Source organism: Streptomyces tuirus (assembly GCF_014701095.1).
GTDB lineage: Bacteria > Actinomycetota > Actinomycetes > Streptomycetales > Streptomycetaceae > Streptomyces > Streptomyces tuirus.
The window spans coordinates 3,219,085-3,236,760 of the sequence record NZ_AP023439.1 but is presented as its reverse complement, the minus strand read 5'-3'; the positions used below and the strand labels follow the sequence as shown (position 1 = coordinate 3,236,760).

The following is a 17,676-nucleotide window of genomic DNA, read 5'->3' as shown; positions in this document are numbered from 1 at the left end:
CAGACTCACGAATCTGACGATGCGTCAGAGAAATACAGGGGCGGTGAACCTCCTTGGAATTCGGCATCTTCGTTCAGGGATACGTCGGCAAGCGGGCCGAGACCGACCCGCTCGCCGAGCACAAGGCGCTGATGGAGGAGACCGAGTACGTCATCCAGGCGGACAAGTCCGGCTTCAAGTACGCCTGGGCCTCCGAGCACCACTTCCTGGACGAGTACTCGCACCTGTCCGCCAACGACGTCTTCCTCGGCTACCTCGCCCACGCCACCGAGCGGATCCACCTGGGCTCCGGCATCTTCAACCCGCTGGCCCCGGTCAACCACCCGGTGAAGGTCGCCGAGAAGGTGGCGATGCTCGACCACCTCAGCGGCAACCGCTTCGAGTTCGGCAGCGGGCGGGGCGCCGGATCGCACGAGATCCTCGGGTTCATGCCGGGGGTGACCGACATGAACCACACCAAGGAGCTCTGGGAGGAGACCATCGCCGAGTTCCCCAGGATGTGGCTCCAGGACGAGTACCAGGGCTTCCAGGGCAAGCACTGGTCGCTGCCGCCGCGCAAGGTGCTGCCGAAGCCGTACGGCGGGGCGCACCCGGCGATGTGGTATGCGGCCGGGTCGCCGCCCTCGTACGCCATGGCCGCGAAGAAGGGGCTCGGCGTGCTCGGCTTCAGCGTGCAGAAGGTCTCCGACATGGAGTGGGTGCTGGAGCAGTACAAGACGGCGATCGTGGACGCGGAGCCGGTCGGGGCGTTCGTGAACGACAACGTGATGGTGACGACCACGGCGATCTGCGCGCCGACCCATGCGGAGGCGGTGCGGATCGCGGCGAGCGGGGGGCTGCACTATCTGCCCTCGCTGGTGTTCCGGTACCACGACACGTTCCCGCGGCCCGAGGGGTTCCCGGTGTGGCCGGAGACGCTGCCGGAGTACACCGAGGAGTTCGTGGAGGTGCTCATCGAGGAGGAGCTGCTGATCTGCGGCGATCCGGACGAGGTGCTGCGGCAGTGCGAGCGGTGGGAGCGGGCCGGGGCGGACCAGTTGAGTTTCGGGTTGCCGGTGGGGGTGCCGAAGGAGGAGACGCTGCAGACGATCCGGCTGGTCGGGGAGTACGTGATTCCCAAGATCGATACGGATCCTGTTCATCGGACTTCGCGGTTCCGGGGGATTGGCTGAGCGTTGTCGGCGGGTGCGGGCGCGTCGTGGCCGATCGCGCAGTTCCCCGCGCCCCTCAGGGACATGCAGCTCGAGGAGTTGAGTGGTCATGCTCGATCACGTCATCAAAGGGGCGACCGTCGTCGACGGGACTGGTGCGCCCGGCCGGAGGGCCGATGTCGGTATCCGAGACGGTCGGATCGCCGTCGTAGGGACGGTCACCGGCGAGGCGCGGTCGGTCGAGGACGCCGCCGGCCTCGTCCTCACCCCCGGCTTCGTCGACCCCCACACCCACTACGACGCCCAGCTCTTCTGGGACCCGTACGCCACGCCCTCGCTCAACCACGGGGTCACCACCGTCGCCGGCGGGAACTGCGGGTTCACGCTGGCGCCGCTGCACCCCGAGCGGCCCGGGGACGCCGACTACACGCGGCGGATGATGTCCCGGGTCGAGGGCATGGCCCTGGTGGCGCTGGAGGAGGGCGCGCCGTGGAACTGGCACTCCTTCGGGGAGTACCTGGACGCCCTGGAGGGGCGGATCGCGGTCAACGCCGGGTTCATGGTGGGGCACTGTGCGCTGCGGCGGTACGTGATGGGGCCGGAGGCGGTGGGCGGGCAGCCGAGCCAGGAGCAGCTCGCCGCGATGGTGCGGTTGCTGCGGGAGGCCATGGACGCCGGGGCGTGGGGGCTGTCCACCACCCAGTCGACCAGCCACTCCGACGGCGACGGACAGCCCGTCGCCTCGCGGCACGCCGAGCCGGCCGAACTGCTGGCGCTGTCGCGGGCCGTCGGGGAGTGCGAGGGCACGCAGATCGAGGCGATCGTCGCGGGCTGTCTGGATCAGTTCAGCGACGCGGAGATCGATCTGTTCGTGGAGATGAGCGCGGTGGCGGGGCGGCCGCTGAACTGGAACGTGCTGACGATCGACGCGGCCGTTCCCGAGCGCGTGCCCCGGCAGCTGCTCGCGAGCGAGCAGGCCCGCAAGGCCGGCGGCAGGGTCGTGGCGCTGACCATGCCGATCCTCACGCCCATGAACATGTCGCTGGGCACGTTCTGCGCGCTGAACCTCATCCCCGGCTGGGGGCCGGTGCTCGCGCTGCCCGTGCCCGAGCGGATCGGGAGACTGCGCGACCCGCGGGTGCGGGCCGAGCTGCTGCGGCGGGCCCGGTCCAAGGAGGCGGGTGTCTTCCGGCGGCTGTCCAACTTCGGGCGGTACGTCATCGGCGACACCTACAGCGAGGCGAACGCCGGGCTCACCGGGCGGGTGGTGAACGACATCGCCGAGGAGCGCGGCCAGGAGCCCTTCGCCTGCCTGGTGGAGATCTGCGCCCACGACGGACTGCGCACGGTGCTGTGGCCGATGCCGACCGACAACGACCCTGCCTCCTGGGCGCTGCGGGCTCAGACCTGGCAGCACGAGGACGTGCTGCTGGGCGGGTCCGACGCGGGCGCCCATCTGGACCGGATGTGCGGGGCGCCGTACACCACCCGGTTCCTCGGGGACTGCCTGCGCGGGCGGAAGCTGGCCGGTCTGGAGCAGGCCGTGAAGATGCTGACGGACGACCCGGCCCGGCTCTTCGGACTGCGGGAGCGGGGGCAGATCAGGGAGGGCTGGCACGCCGACCTGGTCCTGCTCGACCCGGAGCGGATCGACGCGGGCCCGGCCACCCTGGTGCACGACCTGCCGGGTGACAGCCCGCGGCTGGACTCCCGGGCGCTCGGCGTGCGGGCCGTCTGGGTCAACGGGGTCGAGGCCATCCGGGACGACGTGGTGACCGGGGCCGTACCGGGCCGGGTGCTGCGCTCCGGGCGGGACACGGAGACGGTGAGCACGCGGTGACGGCACGGCAGCCGCTGTTCGTCGGGGGCTCCTGGGTGGAGCCGGACGGCGGGCACTACGAGGTGATCGACCCGGCGGGCGAGCAGACCGTCGGGTGGGCGCCGGAGGCCTCGCGGGATCAGGTGCTCGCGGCCTGTGCCGCGGCCCGCGAGGCCTTCGGGCCGTGGTCGCGCACCGCCCCGGAGGAGCGGGCCGCGGTGCTCGGCCGGGCGGCGGGGATCATCGCCGGCCGGCTGCCGGAGTACGCGGAACTGGCCCGGGCGGAGACGGGCGCGACGCTCGGCACCGCACGCGCCATGCAGGTCGGAGTCGCCGCCGCCCGCTTCCGGCGCTACGCGCGCGTGGAGCCCGCCGAGTGGGCGATCCCGCCCCAGATCAACGAGGCCGGGCCGATGGGGAAGGCCGGTGTGGTGGGCGCCCTGGCCGTCCGGCAGCCCGTCGGGGTCGTCACCTGTATCACCTCGTACAACAACCCCTGGGCCAACCCGGCCGGCAAGGTCGCCCCCGCCCTGGCGATGGGCAACACGGTCGTGGTGAAGCCGGCTCCGCAGGACCCGCTGTCGGTCTACCGGATGGCGGAGGCCCTGGAGGCGGCGGGCGTGCCGCCGGGCGTGGTGAACGTGGTCAGCGGCTCCCGTACGGACGCCGGTGAGGCCGCCGTCGCCTCGCCGGACGTCGACATGGTGAGCTTCACCGGCTCCACGGCGGTCGGGCAGCGCATCGCCGAGGTGTGCGGGCGGGGCATGAAACGGCAGTTGATGGAGCTGGGCGGGAAGGGTGCGGCGGTCGTCTTCGACGACGCGGACCTGGACTCGGCCGTCGCCGGGATCGGCACCACCTTCTCCTTCTACAGCGGGCAGATCTGCACGGCGCCCACGAGGGTGCTGGCGCAGCGCGGGATCCACGACCGGCTGGTGGAGCGGCTGGCCGCGTACGCCCGGCGGCTGAAGGTCGGGGACCCGGCCGAGCGGGACACCGTGGTCGGGCCGGTGATCTCGGCGGCGCACCGGGACCGGGTGGAGTCGTACGTCGAACTGGGCCGCAAGGAGGGCGCGGTGGTGGTGGCGGGCGGCGAACGCCCGGACCTGCCCAGCGGCTTCTACGTCGCGCCGACCCTCCTTGCTGACTGCACCAGCGACATGCGCGTGGTCCGCGAGGAGATCTTCGGGCCGGTGGTGGCCGTCGTCCCCTTCGACGACGAGGAGGAGGGCATCGCGCTTGCCAACGACACGGACTACGGGCTCATCGACTACGTCTGGTCGGCCGACGTCGCCCGGGCCTTCCGGGTGGCGCGGCGGCTGCGGGCCGGGGGCGTCGGGATCAACACCGTCGGGCGGAACATGGAGGCGCCCTTCGGCGGCTTCAAGCGCAGCGGCGTCGGCCGCGACGTCGGCAGCTACGCGCTGCACGCCTACAGCGAGGTGCAGGCGATCGTCTGGCCGGGGTGACGCCGCTCAGGTGTCGAGATCCACCCGGACCGTCAGCAGGTTCGTCCCGAGGGCCCGTACGCCCAGGCTGTTGACCCGGGGCAGTTTCCGCAGCCGGGCCACCGGGTCGTCCTCGGGCAGCAGATGGGCGGTGCCCTCGTGCCACCGGCCGCGGATCCGTACCCGCACCCTCGGGTCCGCCTTGATGTTGCGCACGTACTGCGACCGTTCGCCGAACTCCGACACCAGCCAGAAGGAGCCGCCGACGCGGCGTCCGCCCACCGGTGTGCGACGCGGCAGGCCCGAGACGCGGCCCGTGGTCTCCAGGACCGTCTGAAGGGGGAGCCGGCGCAGGACCGGGTTGAGGCGGCGCTGGAAAGCCGTGGTGGCACGGAACCTCAGGTCGGTGCGGCGGGACATCGTCTGCTGCTCTCCTTCGCACGAAGCTCTCACGGATTCTGCAACGCGGCCTGCTTCAATGTTCCCCCACGCGGCATCGAGGAGAGCGGGTGGCTGCGGGTGCGGATCGTGACGTGGAACCTCTGGTGGCGCTTCGGGCCGTGGCAGACGCGGCAGAAGGCGATCCTCACGGCCCTGCGGGAGCTGCGGCCCGACGTCGTCGGACTGCAGGAGGTGTGGGCGGCCGGCGGCGAGAACCTCGCCGAGTGGCTGGCCGGTGAGCTGGGCCTGCACTGCGCCTGGGGCGCCTCGCCCGCCCCGGAGCGCTGGCAGCGGCGGATCGGGGACCCCACGGTCGGCATCGGCAACGCGGTGCTCAGCAGATGGCCGGTCCTCGACCAGGACGTGCTGCCGCTGCCCGCCCCGGCCGAGACGGATGACGGCCGCCTCGCCCTCTACGCCCGTCTGGCCGCGCCCGGTCACGAAGTGCCTTTCTTCACCGCCCACTTCACCTCCGGCCCGCACGCCTCGGCGGTGCGCTGCCGGCAGGTCGCCGCACTCGCCGAGTTCGTCGCCCGGCACCGCGGCGGCACCCCGTTCCCGCCCGTCGTCACCGGCGACCTCAACGCCCGGCCCGACTCCGACGAGGTCCGTCTCCTCGGCGGCCGCAAGACCGCCCCGACCGTGCCCGGTCAGGTCCTGATCGACGCCTGGGAGCACGCCGACCCGGCCGCGCCCTGTGTCACCTGGGACGCGGCCAACCCGCACGTGACACCCGCCCGGCGGCCCGGCGCACGCATCGACTACATCCACGTCGGCCCGCCCGGCCCCGGCGGCCTCGGCCGCGTACGGGACGTACGGCGGGCCTGCGACGGCCCCGTGGACGGCGTCTGGCCCTCCGACCACGCGGCGGTCGTCGCCGACCTGGAGGACACGCTCTAGTCCTCGCGGCGCCCCAGGAACACCGGGTTGGTGAACGCCGCCAGTGGGCCGGGGAGCGGGCCCGCGGCCGCCTCGTGCCGCAGTTCGGCCCGTACGTACGCCGCATACGACGGGGTCGTGCGCCACTCGACCACGCCCGAGCCGGAGACCGGCAGCGGGGCGCTGGTGTGCAGGACGCCCTGGTCGGTGACGAGGCGGACGGTGCAGCGCGGGGCACCGGTGACCTCCAGGCGGACGGTGACGGGGGTGTCGCGGCCGACGGTGAGCCGCTCGCCGATGCCCGCGTGCTCGCCGCGTCCGCCGGACACCCGCAGCGACAGCGCGACCCGCGCGGACTCCGCGACATAGGACCGCCCCGCCCGGATGCCCTCCTGGATCGCCTCCCGGGTCAGGTCGTCGGCGAGGACGACCGTCTGGGGGCTGCCCACGGCGTCCGGGGAGCGGTGGGCGTCGCTGCTGCCCATCGCGGGCAGCCAGCCGCGCCCGTCCCGTACGGACGCCACGAGCATGCTGTCCCAGTCGGCCAGCGCCACCTCGTCGTCGGGTGTGTAGGGGCCGTTCCACACCTCGATCGCGTCCGCCTCGCCGAAGCCGAACTTCCAGTTGCAGCCGACGCAGGTGGCGTGCGGGTGGGCCGGGACGACCAGGCCGCCGGCGCGGCGGATCTGCCGGGCGAACCGGCCGAAGCGGTTGTCGCGGGCCCGGTAGCGCCAGTCGACGAAGGTGCCGGGGTCGGTGCCGAGCGCGACGACGTGCCCGTTGCGGGTGGTGATCTCCTCGCCCAGCATGACGAGCAGGTCGTCCCCGGCCACGTCGGCCCAGTGGGCGTGCGCGGAGTGGGTGTTGTGCTCGGAGGAGTTGATGAAGTCCAGGCCGGCCGCCCGGGCCAGCTCCCCGATCTCGGCGGGGGTGCGGCGGCCGTCGGAGTGCCAGGAGTGCAGATGGCAGTCGCCCCGGTACCAGGCCCGGCCCCGTCCCTTCGCACGCTCCGGCGGATACACCGGCCGGGCGGCCTCGCCCGGCTCCCCGTAGGCCAGCGTGATGGTGATCTCGTACGACAGGCCCTGCGGGGCGACGGTGTACGGGCCGAGCGCGATGTGCCAGGTGCCCTCGCGCACCGGGCCGGGGATGTAGCCGGGCGTCGCGTCGTCCGCGCGGATGAAGAACTCGGTGCGCGCCCCGCCCGACCAGCCCCGGAAGCCCCGGCCACCGAGCTCGGTGCCGCGGTCGTCGAAGACGCCGATGTCGAGGGCGTTGCCCATGGTGCCGGCCGGGACGGACGGCCGGTCGTAGGTGTAGGCGACCTTGAGCTCCCGGACACCGGCCGGGACCTCGACGGGCACGTACACGAAGTCGGGGGAGCCGGGCGGCAGCGTGCCGCGCACGGTTCTGCTCTCCCGGCCCCCGTCGGCCGCTGAAGCGAAGCTCACGCTCCCCAACGTAAGGGCGGCGGCCGCTCCCGTCACGAACAGGGCGCGCCGGCCGGGCCCGCCGTGGTGGTCCTCGCACATGCTGCTGCTCCCAAGGTGTCGTCGGCTGACCTGACATGGGTGGTGCGGGGGTGGTGCGTGCCACCCTTGTATCGAGGCGTGAACCGGGGGACAAGGGAGGGGGATCCGGCGGCGGGGAACAGGGGAACGGGCCGCGCCCGCCCACCTGTGCCGACCGGTCGGTATGGACACCTCTGCCCCGTTCGGGTAGAGATGGTGCATGCGCATCGCCGTGACGATCTTCCTCACCGACGAGACGATCACCCCGACCCGGCTCGCCCGGGAGCTCGAGGACCGCGGTTTCGCCGGGCTGTACCTGCCCGAGCACACCCACATCCCCGTCGAGCGGACCACCCCGTATCCGGCGGGCGGTGACCTGCCGCCCGAGTACGGACGCACCCTCGACCCGTTCGTGGCCCTCGGCCAGGCCGCCGCCGTCACCGAGCGGCTCGGGCTCGGCACGGGCATCACACTCGTGGCCCAGCACGACCCGATCGCCCTGGCCAAGCAGATCGCCACCCTCGACCACCTCTCCGGCGGCCGGTTCACGCTCGGGGTCGGCTTCGGCTGGAACGCCGAGGAGGCCGCCGACCACGGCGTGCGCTGGAGCGCCCGGCGCGAGCTGGTCCGGGACCGGATGGCGCTGATGCGGGCCCTGTGGTCGGAGCAACCGGTCGCCTACGAAGGGGAGTTCGGCGGCGTCCGGGCCAGCCACGCCCATCCCAAGCCGGTGCGGAAGCCGCGCGGCCCGGTCGTCGGCCCGCGCACGCTCGTCGGCGGGACCGCCGGACCCAGGCTGTTCGCCCATATCAGCGAGTACGCCGACGGCTGGCTGCCGATCGGCGGGCGTGGTCTCGGCGAGGCGCTGCCCGTCCTGCGCACCGTCTGGGCCGACGCCGGCCGCGACCCCCGGGCCCTCCAGATCGTCCCCTACGCCGTCCACCCCACCCCGGGCAAGCTCGCCCACTACGCCGACCTCGGCATCGAGGAGGTCGTGGCGCAGCTGCCGCCGGGGAGGGAGAGCGAGGTGCTGAAGGCTCTGGAGGCGTACCAGCCCTATATCGCAGGCCCGTGACGGTTTCTGACTGTGATTCAGCCCACGCCTGCTGGTTCCGGTCCATCTCCCCCTACTAAACTGCGAGTTAACAACCGAGCCGGGTGAACACCGGCGTGGCGACTGACCACCGCCCGCCCGTAGGTGTGACCGGCTCGTGCTGTCGTGTCGTTTTCCGGACCGGCAGGGAAGCAAACAGGGGGAGATTTCACTTGACCACGGTCGAAGAGACCCGGCCGTTCGATGTTTCCGTGGCCGGTCAGACGCTGGCGCGTCTGACCGGCCGGGAGCGCGAAGTGCTGCGCCACCTGGCGAAAGGCGAGTCGAATCGCGTGCTCGCCCGGAGCCTCGGCATCGCCGAACGGACCGTCCGCGCACATGTCACCAGCATCGTGCGCAAACTGGAACTGGGATCCAGATTCGAGGCCGGCCTGGTGGCGTTCCATCATTACGAGGCCCTCGCCGAGGAGGCAATCGCCTCCTGAGGCATAGCCGCTCCAGGCAATGCCGCACCCGGCAATGCCGCACCCGGCAATGCCGCACCCGGCAATGCCGCAAGAGGCAATGGAGGGCCCGCCCCGCAAATGGCAGGCTCGACGGCGTTGTTCGCCATGCGTGTGCAGCATTTCCGGAACACCACACCGGGCGCATGGCATGTCCGTAACTGGATCACCATCATGGGGGAGACAAACCCGATGAACATCAAGAAGATCGCCACCGCCGCCGGTGTCGCCACCGCCGGTGTCGCCCTCTTCGTCGCCACCCAGGGCAGCGCCCAGGCCGCCCCGGCCCAGCCGGCCGCGCCCGTGGCCGCCGCCCAGCCGTCGCAGGACAAGGCCCCGCAGGCCATCGGTTCCCTCGTCGGCAAGGCCGCCAAGTCCGTGGGCAAGGCCGCCACCAAGGCGGCCAACAAGGCCACGGCCGTCGGCAAGGGCGCGGCCGTCGTCGCGAAGAGCAACGCCGACAACATGCTGTCCCACGGCAGCGTCTTCGCCCCTCCGGCCGACCTGCCGCAGGGAGTCACGGCCGACTCGGTCTTCGACCGGTAAGCACCACGTGACGACCACGTATCGCACGACCAGGAGGGCGGCGCTCGTTGTCGGCGGCGCCCTCCTGGGCGCTCACATGACCATGGCCGCCCTGTCCCAGGCGCCCCTCAGCCCCGCGAAACTCGTCTACGGCGACACCGTGGCGGAATACCTCGACCCGTACTTCTCGCAGAACTGGCAGCTCTTCGCGCCGACACCCGTCTCCGACGACCGCGGCATCCTGGCCCGGGCCACCTGCGCGGACGGATCGGTGTCGCCGTACTACGACGTCTCCGCCCGAGGAGTGGAAAAGGCGCAGAGTTCCCGGTTCTTCCCGTCGCGTGAGGTCCGTATCGTGTCCGCGCATCTGCAGAACATCACCAGCAGCGAGGAACTCCTGCGCAGACTGCGGCAGCAGCAGACCAACGACAAGAAACCCGCACTCCCCCCGCTGCCTTTCGAAAAGGCCACCGAGGCGGAGGCCGTGAAGGGGCTGTCCCGGTACGCCTACGACCAGATGCCCGACGCGTGCGACGGAAAAGCCGAGAAGGTACAGGTCCGTATGTACGTCCACGAGTTGCCGCCGTGGTCCAAGCGTCACGACCCGTCCGCCGAAGGGAAGGTCCTCGTGAAGGACTTCTCCTGGCACAAGACCCGGGACCTGCGATGAGGAACGCCCTGAAGAACGTCACCGGCCGGCTCGACTCCTGGTCGCTGAACCCGGTCGCCGTCACCGGCGTCTCGGGAACGCGCGCGCTCCTCGGCTTCGTCGGGCTCATGTACTACGTCGGCCAGTACCGGGAGCGCAACTACCTGTTCGGGCCCGACGGGGTGCTGCCGCACGACGAGTTCACGGCGCAGCTGACCGGCTTCAGCGTCTACGCGCTGTCCGCGTCGCCGGTGTTCTTCCAGGTCGTCTACCACCTGGGGATCGCGGTGGCGCTGGCCGTGACGCTCGGTGTCGGCGGCCGGCCCGGACTGGCCCTGCACTGGGCCCTGTTGTGGTCCGTCTACCAGCGCCAGCCCGGCCTCCTCGACGGCGGCGACAACCTCGCCTACGTCGTCATCCCGTTCCTGCTGCTGACGCGCTGCTACGACCGGTTCGCCCTGCCGACCGGGCTCGCGAGCCGCCTCGCCGAGCGGGTCCCCGGGCAGCTGCGGGCGGTGTCCGTACCGTTCCACAACCTGGGCGTCCTCATGGTGGCCGCGCAGATCTGCCTCGTCTACGTCGTCTCCGGCCTGTACAAGGTGATGGGCGAGGAGTGGCAGGACGGCACCGCGCTCTTCTACATCATGCGCGTCGCGGAGTTCGAACTACCCGGCTGGTCGAACCTGGTGTACGAGAGCGACTTCCTGGTGGTGCTCGGCACCTACGGCACGGTCGCCTTCCTCGTGTACTTCCCGCTGGGTGTGCTCGTCCCGGCGCTGCGCCCCTGGGCGGCCGCGGCGTCCATCTGCTTCCACCTGTCGATCGCGTTCTTCATGGGGCTGACCGGCTTCGCGCTGACCATGATCGCCTGTGATCTCGTCTTCCTCTCCGGCGCCCTCGACCGGGCGGTGCTCCGGGTCAAGGGCCTGCTGCCCGGGGCCCGCAAGCCCGAGGCGGAGCCCGCGGCATCCGCGCAGGCGGACCCCGCGAGCGGGGAGAACGGAACCAAGTCGGCCGCACCCGAGGCCGAACTCGTCTGACGACAGGAGCGACACCCCACGTGCCCACCCCGACCTGCCTGCTGGGCGGCCCCGGTATCGACGACCGGGCCGCCCACGGCCATGACCAGGACCGGTTCGTCGAAATCGGCTCCCTCAGCAAGGTGTTCACCGGAACCGTCCTGACCCGGCTGGCCGGGGACGGCGTCGTCGGCCTCGACACCCCGCTGGAGGAGTGCCTCCCGGAGGTGCCCGCGGGGACGGGCATCACCCTGCGGCACCTGGCCGAGCACACCTCGGGTCTGCCGCGCCTGCCCGTCGGTCCCTCCGGCCCGCCCGACGACCCGTACGCGGCCTTCACCGAGGAGGCCCTGCGCGCCTCACTGGGCGAGCTGGACCGGGTGGCCACGGGCCGGCTGGGCGAGGAGGAGTACTCCAACCTCGGGTACGCGGTGCTCGGGCACGCGCTCACGTCCGTCACGGGACGCTCCTACCAGCAACTCGTCGACGAGCAGGTGCTGTCGCCCCTCGGGCTGGAGCCGGGCTCGGTGACCGCGCTGCCGCCGCGGGAGCTGCGGCTGATCCCGCGCGGCCTGTTCGGCCGGCCCCGGCCCCTGTGGACGCTGACCGGACCGATCCTGCCGTCGGGCGGCCTGTGGTCCACCTGCCGGACCCTGTCCCGGGTCGTCGTCGGTCTGCTCGTCGAACAACGGCTGGGCCCGCCCGCGCCCAGCTGGCAGCGGGGTCAGTCGATCACCTGGCACAACGGCGCCACCCGCGGTTCGTCCGTCGTGGCGGCGGCGCACGACGACGGCCGCTGGCTCGTCCTGCACCGCCTGGGCGACCCGGACGGCACCGACAGCCTCGCCAGAAAGACCCTCCTCGCGGCTCCCGCCCCGCGCGGCGAGAACTGATCACGACCACCCGCACCACACCGAGAGAAGCACGGGGAACGTCATGAGGATCGCCTGGTTCGGCTGGCTGGCGCAGCACTTCGGCGAGTACGGGTACAGCGACGGGCCGTTGCGCGCCGCGATCGGCACCGGCGCGGTGCTGGTGACCGCCGCGCTGGTGTGGTTCGCGCTGCACCGCCACCGCCCGGCCGCCGTGGCCGCCGCCGGCCTCATCTGTGCCGCGGGCATCGGGTGGCTGGCCTTCCACTGACCGGCCTTTCAACTCATCTCCATTCCTTTCCACTCGGGGGACTCGCATGACGGACGCCGTCGTCGTCGGCTCCGGGCCCAACGGGCTCGCGGCCGCGCTCACCCTCGCCCGCGCGGGACTGCGGGTCGAGGTGTTCGAGGCGCACGAGCGGATCGGCGGGGGGCTGCGCTCGGAGGCCCTGTTCGACTCGGAGGTGCTGCACGACATCTGCGCCGCGGTCCACCCCATGGCGCCGGTCTCCCCGTTCATGCGGTCCCTGGACCTGGAGGGGCACGGCGTCCCCCTGCTGCACTCTCCGGCCGCCTACGGCCATCCCCTCAAGGGCCGCCCGGCCGTGCTGGCCTGGCGCGACCTCGACGCCACCTGCGCGGAACTGGGCGCGGACGGGCGGCGCTGGCGGCGGCTGATGCTGCCGCTGATGGAGCGCTCGGCGGACGTGGTGGAGCTGATGCTCTCCACCCAGCGCACGCCGCCCAACCCGCGGGCCCTGGCCGTGCTGGCCCCCCGGCTGCCTGCGCAGGCCCTGCGCGTGGGCGGCGGCCTGCGCACCGAGGCGGCCCGGGCGCTGCTGACGGGCGTGGCCGCCCACGGCATCGGCCGGCTGCCCTCCCCGGCGGCCGCCGCGGTCGCGCTGCTGCTCGGGCACCTCGCCCACACCACCGGCTGGCCCGTCCCGCGGGGCGGCTCGCAGGCCGTCGCCGACGTCATGGCCGCGCACATCGAGCGGCTCGGCGGCCGCATCCACACCGGAGTCCGGGTGGACAGCCTGCACGACCTGCCCGCCCGCCGCCTCACCCTGCTGGACGTCTCGCCCCGCGAACTGGCCCGGATCGCCCCCCTGCCGGGCGGCTACCTCCGCGCGCTGTCCCGCTACCGCTACGGTCCGGGCGCCGCCAAGGCCGACTTCCTCGTCGAGGGCCCGATCCCCTGGAGCGACCCCCGGCTGTCCCGGGCCGCCACGATCCACCTGGGCGGCACACACGGCACGGCCCCGCAGCTGGCCCGCGCCGAGACGGCCACGGCCCGGGGGCTGCGGACCGGGCACCCGTACATCATCGTGGTCGACCCGGCCGCCGCCGACCCGGCCCGGGCCGTGCGCGGCAGGAGACCGGTCTGGGCCTACGCGCACGTGCCCCATGGCGACACCCGGGACCCGCTGCCGGTGATCCGCGCCGCCCTGGAGACCCACGCCCCGGGCTTCACCGACACGGTGCTCGCCGAACGCGGCGTCACGGCAGCCCGGCTGGGCGCCTACAACGCGAACTACGTGGGCGGTGACATCGCCTCGGGCGCGATGAGCCTGTGGCAGACGCTGGCCCGTCCGGTGCCCCGCTGGAACCCCTATCGCACGCCCCTGCCGGGCACGTTCCTGTGCTCCTCGGCGACCCCGCCGGGCCCGTCGGTGCACGGTATGTGCGGTCACCACGCGGCCCGGGCGGCGCTGCGGGAGTGGCCGGAGGCGGGCCCGACCGCTCAGGCCCGGGCTGATCAGGGCGATCGTATGCTCGAGGGATGACGACTCCCGCGACCTCCGGAACCGGCCCCACCGACAACTCCATGCGTCGCGCCCTGAAACGGGCCAGGGACGGTGTCTCGCTCGACGTCGCCGAGGCGGCGGTGCTGCTCCAGGCCCGGGGCGGGCAGCTGGAGGACCTGTCGGCCTCGGCCGCCCGGGTGCGGGACGCGGGCCTGGAGGCGGCCGGGCGGCCCGGTGTCATCACGTACTCCAAGTCCGTCTTCATCCCGCTGACCCGGCTGTGCCGGGACAAGTGCCACTACTGCACCTTCGTCACCGTCCCGGGCAAGCTGCGCCGGGAGGGCCACGGGATGTTCATGTCGCCGGACGAGGTGCTGGACATCGCCCGCAAGGGCGCCGCCCTCGGCTGCAAGGAAGCCCTCATCACCCTCGGCGACAAGCCGGAGGACCGCTGGCCGGAGGCGCGGGAGTGGCTCGACGCGCACGGCTACGACGACACCCTCGCCTACGTACGCGCCATCTCCATCCGCATCCTGGAGGAGACGGGCCTGCTGCCGCACCTCAACCCGGGCGTCATGAGCTGGACCGACTTCCAGCGCCTCAAGCCCGTCGCGCCCAGCATGGGCATGATGCTGGAGACCACCGCGACCCGCCTCTGGTCGGAGCCGGGCGGCCCCCACCACGGCTCTCCCGACAAGGAGCCCGCGGTGCGGCTGCGGGTGCTGGAGGACGCCGGGCGGTCCTCCGTGCCCTTCACCTCGGGCGTCCTGATCGGCATCGGGGAGAACCACGAGGAGCGCGCCGAGTCCCTGTTCGCCCTGCGGAAGGTCTCCCGCGCCTACCACGGCATCCAGGAACTGATCATCCAGAACTTCCGCGCCAAGCCGGACACCGCGATGCGCGGCATGCCCGACGCGGAACTGGACGAACTGGTCGCCACGGTGGCCGTCGCCCGGCTCCTCATGGGCCCGAGCGGCAACATCCAGGCCCCGCCCAACCTCGTCGACGACGAGTACGAGCGGCTGATCGCGGCCGGTATCGACGACTGGGGCGGGGTCTCCCCGCTCACCATCGACCACGTCAACCCCGAGCGCCCCTGGCCGCAGATCGAGCAGCTCGCCGAGAAGTCCCGCGCTGCCGGTTTCGAACTGCGCGAACGCCTCTGCGTGTACCCGGAGTTCGTGCGGCGCGGCGAGCCCTGGCTGGACCCGCGGCTGCGTCCGCACGTGGCGGCCCTCGCCGACCCGGAGACCGGCCTGGCCCGCCCCGACGCCCTGCCGCAGGGCCTGCCGTGGCAGGAGCCGGAGGAGGTCTTCGTCGCCTCCGGCCGTACCGACCTGCACAGCTCCATCGACACCGAGGGCCGCACCTCCGACCGCCGGGACGACTTCGACGAGGTGTACGGCGACTGGGACGCCCTGCGCGAGGCCGCCGCCCCCGGCATGGCCCCCGAGCGCATCGACACCGACGTACGCGAGGCCCTGCGCACCGCGGCCGACGACCCGACGAAGCTCACCGACGACGAGGCGCTCGCCCTGCTGCACGCGGACGGACCGGCGCTGGACGCCCTCGCCCGGGTCGCCGACGACGTACGCAAGTCGGCCGTGGGTGACGACGTCACCTACATCGTCACCCGCAACATCAACTTCACCAACGTCTGCTACACCGGCTGCCGCTTCTGCGCCTTCGCCCAGCGCCGCACCGACGCCGACGCCTACACCCTCTCCCTGGACCAGGTCGCCGACCGGGCCCAGCAGGCCTGGGACGTGGGCGCGGTGGAGGTGTGCATGCAGGGCGGCATCCACCCGGACCTGCCGGGCACGGCGTACTTCGACATCGCGCGGGCCGTGAAGGAACGCGTCCCGGACATGCACGTGCACGCCTTCTCGCCGATGGAGGTCGTCAACGGCGCGACCCGCACCGGCATGTCCGTCCGTGAGTGGCTGACCGCCGCCAAGGAGGCGGGCCTGGACACCATCCCGGGCACGGCCGCCGAGATCCTCGACGACGAGGTCCGCTGGATCCTCACCAAGGGCAAGCTGCCCGCCGCCGACTGGATCGAGGTCGTCAGCACGGCCCACGAGCTGGGCATCCGCTCGTCCTCGACGATGATGTACGGCCATGTCGACCAGCCCCGGCACTGGCTCGGGCACCTGCGCACCCTGGCCGGCATCCAGCAGCGCACGGGCGGTTTCACCGAGTTCGTGACGCTGCCCTTCGTGCACACCAACGCGCCCGTCTATCTCGCGGGGATCGCCCGCCCGGGCCCGACCATGCGGGACAACCGCGCGGTCACGGCCATGGCCCGGCTGCTGCTGCACCCGCACATCCCCAACATCCAGACCAGCTGGGTGAAGCTGGGCACCGAGGGCGCGGCCGAGATGCTCCGCTCGGGCGCCAACGACCTCGGCGGGACGCTCATGGAGGAGACCATCTCCCGCATGGCGGGCTCGTCGTACGGCTCGTACAAGTCGGTGAAGGACCTCATCGCGGTGGCGGACGCGGCCGGCCGTCCCGCCCGGCCCCGCACCACCCTCTACGGTGACGTCCCGCAGGAGCGGCAGCGGGCGGCGGCGGCCTCGGACGGGCATCTGCCCGAGTTGCTGCCGGTGCTCGACTGAACCCCCCGGGCGGCTTGCGGCGCCCTACTGGCTTCCGGCGTCCGCCGGCTGATGCGCCGGCAGGGCGCGGCCGGCCGTGGCGCCGGGAGCCGCGGGGGCCGGTGCGGTCCTGCCGCGGCCCAGCCAGAGCAGCAGCAGGCCGAGGGCGCAGGCGAGCGCGGGCCAGTAGACGTAGCGGAAGTCCGTCGCGGGCATGATCGGCAGATAGCCGAGGATGTAGGCGGCCGAGCTGATGCCCAGCGCCCGCACCGGCATGGCGAACAGGCCCCGGCCGGGGCGGATGGCCAGCACCAGCGCGACCGTGAGCCAGAACCAGCCGCGGAACAGCCACCGCAGGTCCGCGGCCATGCCCTCGACGTACGAGCCGAGCATGTCCGCCAGCTGAGGGTGCGCCACCGCGATGCCCAGGTCGTTGCGGGTGATGCCCGCCTTGTACACGTAGTCGGTCTCGAACAGCAGCGTCGCGAAGAGCCGCAGCCGGTACTGGAGATAGCCCGGCGCATGCCCGCTCATCTCGCTCAGCCACAGCGAGGTGATCGTGCCGGAGTCCCCGCGCAGCCCGTCCGCCGGGCGCCGGTAGCAGGCCCAGTAGGCGTCCGACAGGGCGCCGACCCGGTCGCATTCCCGCGCCGAGGCCACCAGCCGGTCCCGCAGTCCGGGCGGCACGTCCGCGGAGCGCAGTTCGTCCACCGTCAGGACGTGCACGAGGTCGTCGAGCATGATCTGCGCGCCTTGTTTCGTCTGGAGGGGCTGCGCGAACAGGGAGATCGCGGCGGCGGGCACCACCAGGGCCGCGGCGAGTGCGGCCGTGCACGTCAGCCATGTACGGCGTCCCGGGGCGCGCCACAGGGTGAGGACGAGCATGACGAACACCGGGATCGCGGCGACGAAGGCGTTCTTGCGCACCAGCATGGCGTAGGCCAGGAACAGCGCCCCCAGCCCGAGCAGCGCCCACCGCACGGCCGGGCGCGGGTCCCGGTCGCGCAGCCGCAGCCCGGTGAAGGCGACCGCGCAGGCGGCGAGCAGCGCGAACGCCGCGTGCACGTCCTTCCACACGACCCCGGCGAAGTTCAGCACGAAGGGCGCGAGCCCCACGCCGAGCACGGCGAGTGACCCGCCGCGGCTCCGGGTCAGCTCCCACACGCACCGGGCCAGCACCCACAGCGCGCCCCAGAGGACGGCGGACTGGAGGACGAGCATCGACGTGATCGACCCGGTCATGGCGATGAGCGCCCGCCACACCAGGCTCAGCACCGGCGGATGCCAGTCGGTCAGGGGGGCCTTGCCCTGGGCCTGCCGGAGCTGGTCGAGACTGTCGGGGCTCAGAAAGCCGGGGGCGAAGACGAGGACCGTGGCCAGGCAGCAGAGCGCGGCGACGGCGGCCAGAACCCAGACCCAGCGCTGCGCACGCGCCACCGTAGGCTTTTGTCCCATAT

Annotated in this window: 16 protein-coding genes; 13 read left to right on the top strand and 3 right to left on the bottom strand. The window is 72.6% G+C overall.

Annotated features, from left to right (window positions below):
• Window positions 1-53 precede the first annotated feature (53 nt).
• From IGS69_RS14740 to IGS69_RS14730, 3 genes are all read left to right on the top strand, one after another.
• The gene (locus tag IGS69_RS14740; protein WP_190899956.1) at window positions 54-1,172 is read left to right on the top strand and encodes an LLM class flavin-dependent oxidoreductase; all 1,119 of its coding nucleotides are present in this window, start codon (window positions 54-56) and stop codon (window positions 1,170-1,172) included.
• Between the two features lie 88 nt (window positions 1,173-1,260).
• The gene (locus IGS69_RS14735; protein ID WP_190899954.1) at window positions 1,261-2,991 is read left to right on the top strand and encodes an N-acyl-D-amino-acid deacylase family protein; all 1,731 of its coding nucleotides are present in this window, start codon (window positions 1,261-1,263) and stop codon (window positions 2,989-2,991) included.
• Window positions 2,988-4,439, top strand: a complete 1,452-nt coding sequence (locus IGS69_RS14730; RefSeq protein WP_190899952.1) for an aldehyde dehydrogenase family protein — start codon at window positions 2,988-2,990, stop codon at window positions 4,437-4,439. Before IGS69_RS14735 ends, IGS69_RS14730 begins: the two co-directional genes overlap by 4 nt.
• A gap of 6 nt (window positions 4,440-4,445) precedes the next feature.
• Here the strand turns inward: IGS69_RS14730 and IGS69_RS14725 are convergent, their stop codons facing one another.
• Window positions 4,446-4,838: a nitroreductase/quinone reductase family protein gene (locus IGS69_RS14725; RefSeq protein ID WP_190899950.1), complete on the bottom strand. Its 393-nt coding sequence runs from the start codon at window positions 4,836-4,838 to the stop codon at window positions 4,446-4,448.
• A gap of 99 nt (window positions 4,839-4,937) precedes the next feature.
• Here IGS69_RS14725 and IGS69_RS14720 point away from each other — a divergent pair, with 99 nt between their 5' ends.
• A complete protein-coding gene (locus IGS69_RS14720) occupies window positions 4,938-5,759 on the top strand; it encodes an endonuclease/exonuclease/phosphatase family protein (RefSeq protein ID WP_190899948.1) in 822 nt (273 codons plus the stop codon).
• On the opposite strand, the gene IGS69_RS14715 is transcribed toward IGS69_RS14720, so the two are convergent.
• Window positions 5,756-7,270, bottom strand: coding sequence for a CehA/McbA family metallohydrolase (locus IGS69_RS14715; RefSeq protein ID WP_190899946.1), 1,515 nt, complete (start codon window positions 7,268-7,270; stop codon window positions 5,756-5,758). The genes IGS69_RS14720 and IGS69_RS14715 overlap by 4 nt on opposite strands.
• A 199-nt stretch (window positions 7,271-7,469) precedes the next feature.
• On the opposite strand from IGS69_RS14715, the gene IGS69_RS14710 reads away from it, so the two are divergent.
• From IGS69_RS14710 to IGS69_RS14670, 9 genes are all read left to right on the top strand, one after another.
• Window positions 7,470-8,324 carry an LLM class F420-dependent oxidoreductase gene (locus IGS69_RS14710; protein ID WP_190899943.1) on the top strand — a complete coding sequence of 285 codons (855 nt, stop codon included), beginning with the start codon at window positions 7,470-7,472 and terminating at the stop codon, window positions 8,322-8,324.
• Between the two features lie 191 nt (window positions 8,325-8,515).
• The gene (locus IGS69_RS14705; protein WP_190899942.1) at window positions 8,516-8,788 is read left to right on the top strand and encodes a response regulator transcription factor; all 273 of its coding nucleotides are present in this window, start codon (window positions 8,516-8,518) and stop codon (window positions 8,786-8,788) included.
• 192 nt (window positions 8,789-8,980) lie between these two features.
• Window positions 8,981-9,352 (top strand): hypothetical protein, encoded by a 372-nt coding sequence (locus tag IGS69_RS14700; RefSeq protein ID WP_190899940.1) that lies wholly within the window; start codon window positions 8,981-8,983, stop codon window positions 9,350-9,352.
• Between the two features lie 7 nt (window positions 9,353-9,359).
• Window positions 9,360-10,001 carry a DUF5819 family protein gene (locus IGS69_RS14695; RefSeq protein WP_190899938.1) on the top strand — a complete coding sequence of 214 codons (642 nt, stop codon included), beginning with the start codon at window positions 9,360-9,362 and terminating at the stop codon, window positions 9,999-10,001.
• Window positions 9,998-11,020 carry an HTTM domain-containing protein gene (locus tag IGS69_RS14690; RefSeq protein WP_190899936.1) on the top strand — a complete coding sequence of 341 codons (1,023 nt, stop codon included), beginning with the start codon at window positions 9,998-10,000 and terminating at the stop codon, window positions 11,018-11,020. Before IGS69_RS14695 ends, IGS69_RS14690 begins: the two co-directional genes overlap by 4 nt.
• 20 nt (window positions 11,021-11,040) lie before the next feature.
• On the top strand, window positions 11,041-11,892 hold the full coding sequence (locus IGS69_RS14685; protein WP_190899934.1) for a serine hydrolase domain-containing protein: 852 nt from the start codon (window positions 11,041-11,043) through the stop codon (window positions 11,890-11,892).
• A 43-nt stretch (window positions 11,893-11,935) separates the two neighbouring features.
• Entirely contained in the window at window positions 11,936-12,142 is a 207-nt protein-coding gene (locus IGS69_RS14680; RefSeq protein WP_190899931.1) for a hypothetical protein, read from the top strand.
• 46 nt (window positions 12,143-12,188) lie between these two features.
• On the top strand, window positions 12,189-13,658 hold the full coding sequence (locus IGS69_RS14675) for a phytoene desaturase family protein (protein WP_190899929.1): 1,470 nt from the start codon (window positions 12,189-12,191) through the stop codon (window positions 13,656-13,658).
• Entirely contained in the window at window positions 13,655-16,240 is a 2,586-nt protein-coding gene (locus IGS69_RS14670; protein WP_190899927.1) for a bifunctional FO biosynthesis protein CofGH, read from the top strand. The genes IGS69_RS14675 and IGS69_RS14670 overlap by 4 nt, the downstream gene beginning before the upstream one ends.
• 24 nt (window positions 16,241-16,264) lie before the next feature.
• Here IGS69_RS14670 and IGS69_RS14665 read toward each other — a convergent pair whose 3' ends face one another.
• Window positions 16,265-17,674, bottom strand: coding sequence for a hypothetical protein (locus IGS69_RS14665; RefSeq protein ID WP_190899926.1), 1,410 nt, complete (start codon window positions 17,672-17,674; stop codon window positions 16,265-16,267).
• Window positions 17,675-17,676: the final 2 nt, after the last annotated feature.

What these genes read in the sequence shown, in the direction of transcription:
- IGS69_RS14735 (WP_190899954.1), top strand. Translation starts at nt 1,261, where the DNA reads ATGCTCGATCACGTCATCAAAGGGGCGACCGTCGTCGACGGGACTGGT.
- IGS69_RS14725 (WP_190899950.1), bottom strand. Translation starts at nt 4,838, where the DNA reads ATGTCCCGCCGCACCGACCTGAGGTTCCGTGCCACCACGGCTTTCCAG.
- IGS69_RS14715 (WP_190899946.1), bottom strand. Translation starts at nt 7,270, where the DNA reads ATGTGCGAGGACCACCACGGCGGGCCCGGCCGGCGCGCCCTGTTCGTG.
- IGS69_RS14710 (WP_190899943.1), top strand. Translation starts at nt 7,470, where the DNA reads ATGCGCATCGCCGTGACGATCTTCCTCACCGACGAGACGATCACCCCG.
- IGS69_RS14700 (WP_190899940.1), top strand. Translation starts at nt 8,981, where the DNA reads ATGGGGGAGACAAACCCGATGAACATCAAGAAGATCGCCACCGCCGCC.
- IGS69_RS14690 (WP_190899936.1), top strand. Translation starts at nt 9,998, where the DNA reads ATGAGGAACGCCCTGAAGAACGTCACCGGCCGGCTCGACTCCTGGTCG.
- IGS69_RS14680 (WP_190899931.1), top strand. Translation starts at nt 11,936, where the DNA reads ATGAGGATCGCCTGGTTCGGCTGGCTGGCGCAGCACTTCGGCGAGTAC.
- IGS69_RS14675 (WP_190899929.1), top strand. Translation starts at nt 12,189, where the DNA reads ATGACGGACGCCGTCGTCGTCGGCTCCGGGCCCAACGGGCTCGCGGCC.
- IGS69_RS14670 (WP_190899927.1), top strand. Translation starts at nt 13,655, where the DNA reads ATGACGACTCCCGCGACCTCCGGAACCGGCCCCACCGACAACTCCATG.
- IGS69_RS14665 (WP_190899926.1), bottom strand. Translation starts at nt 17,674, where the DNA reads ATGGGACAAAAGCCTACGGTGGCGCGTGCGCAGCGCTGGGTCTGGGTT.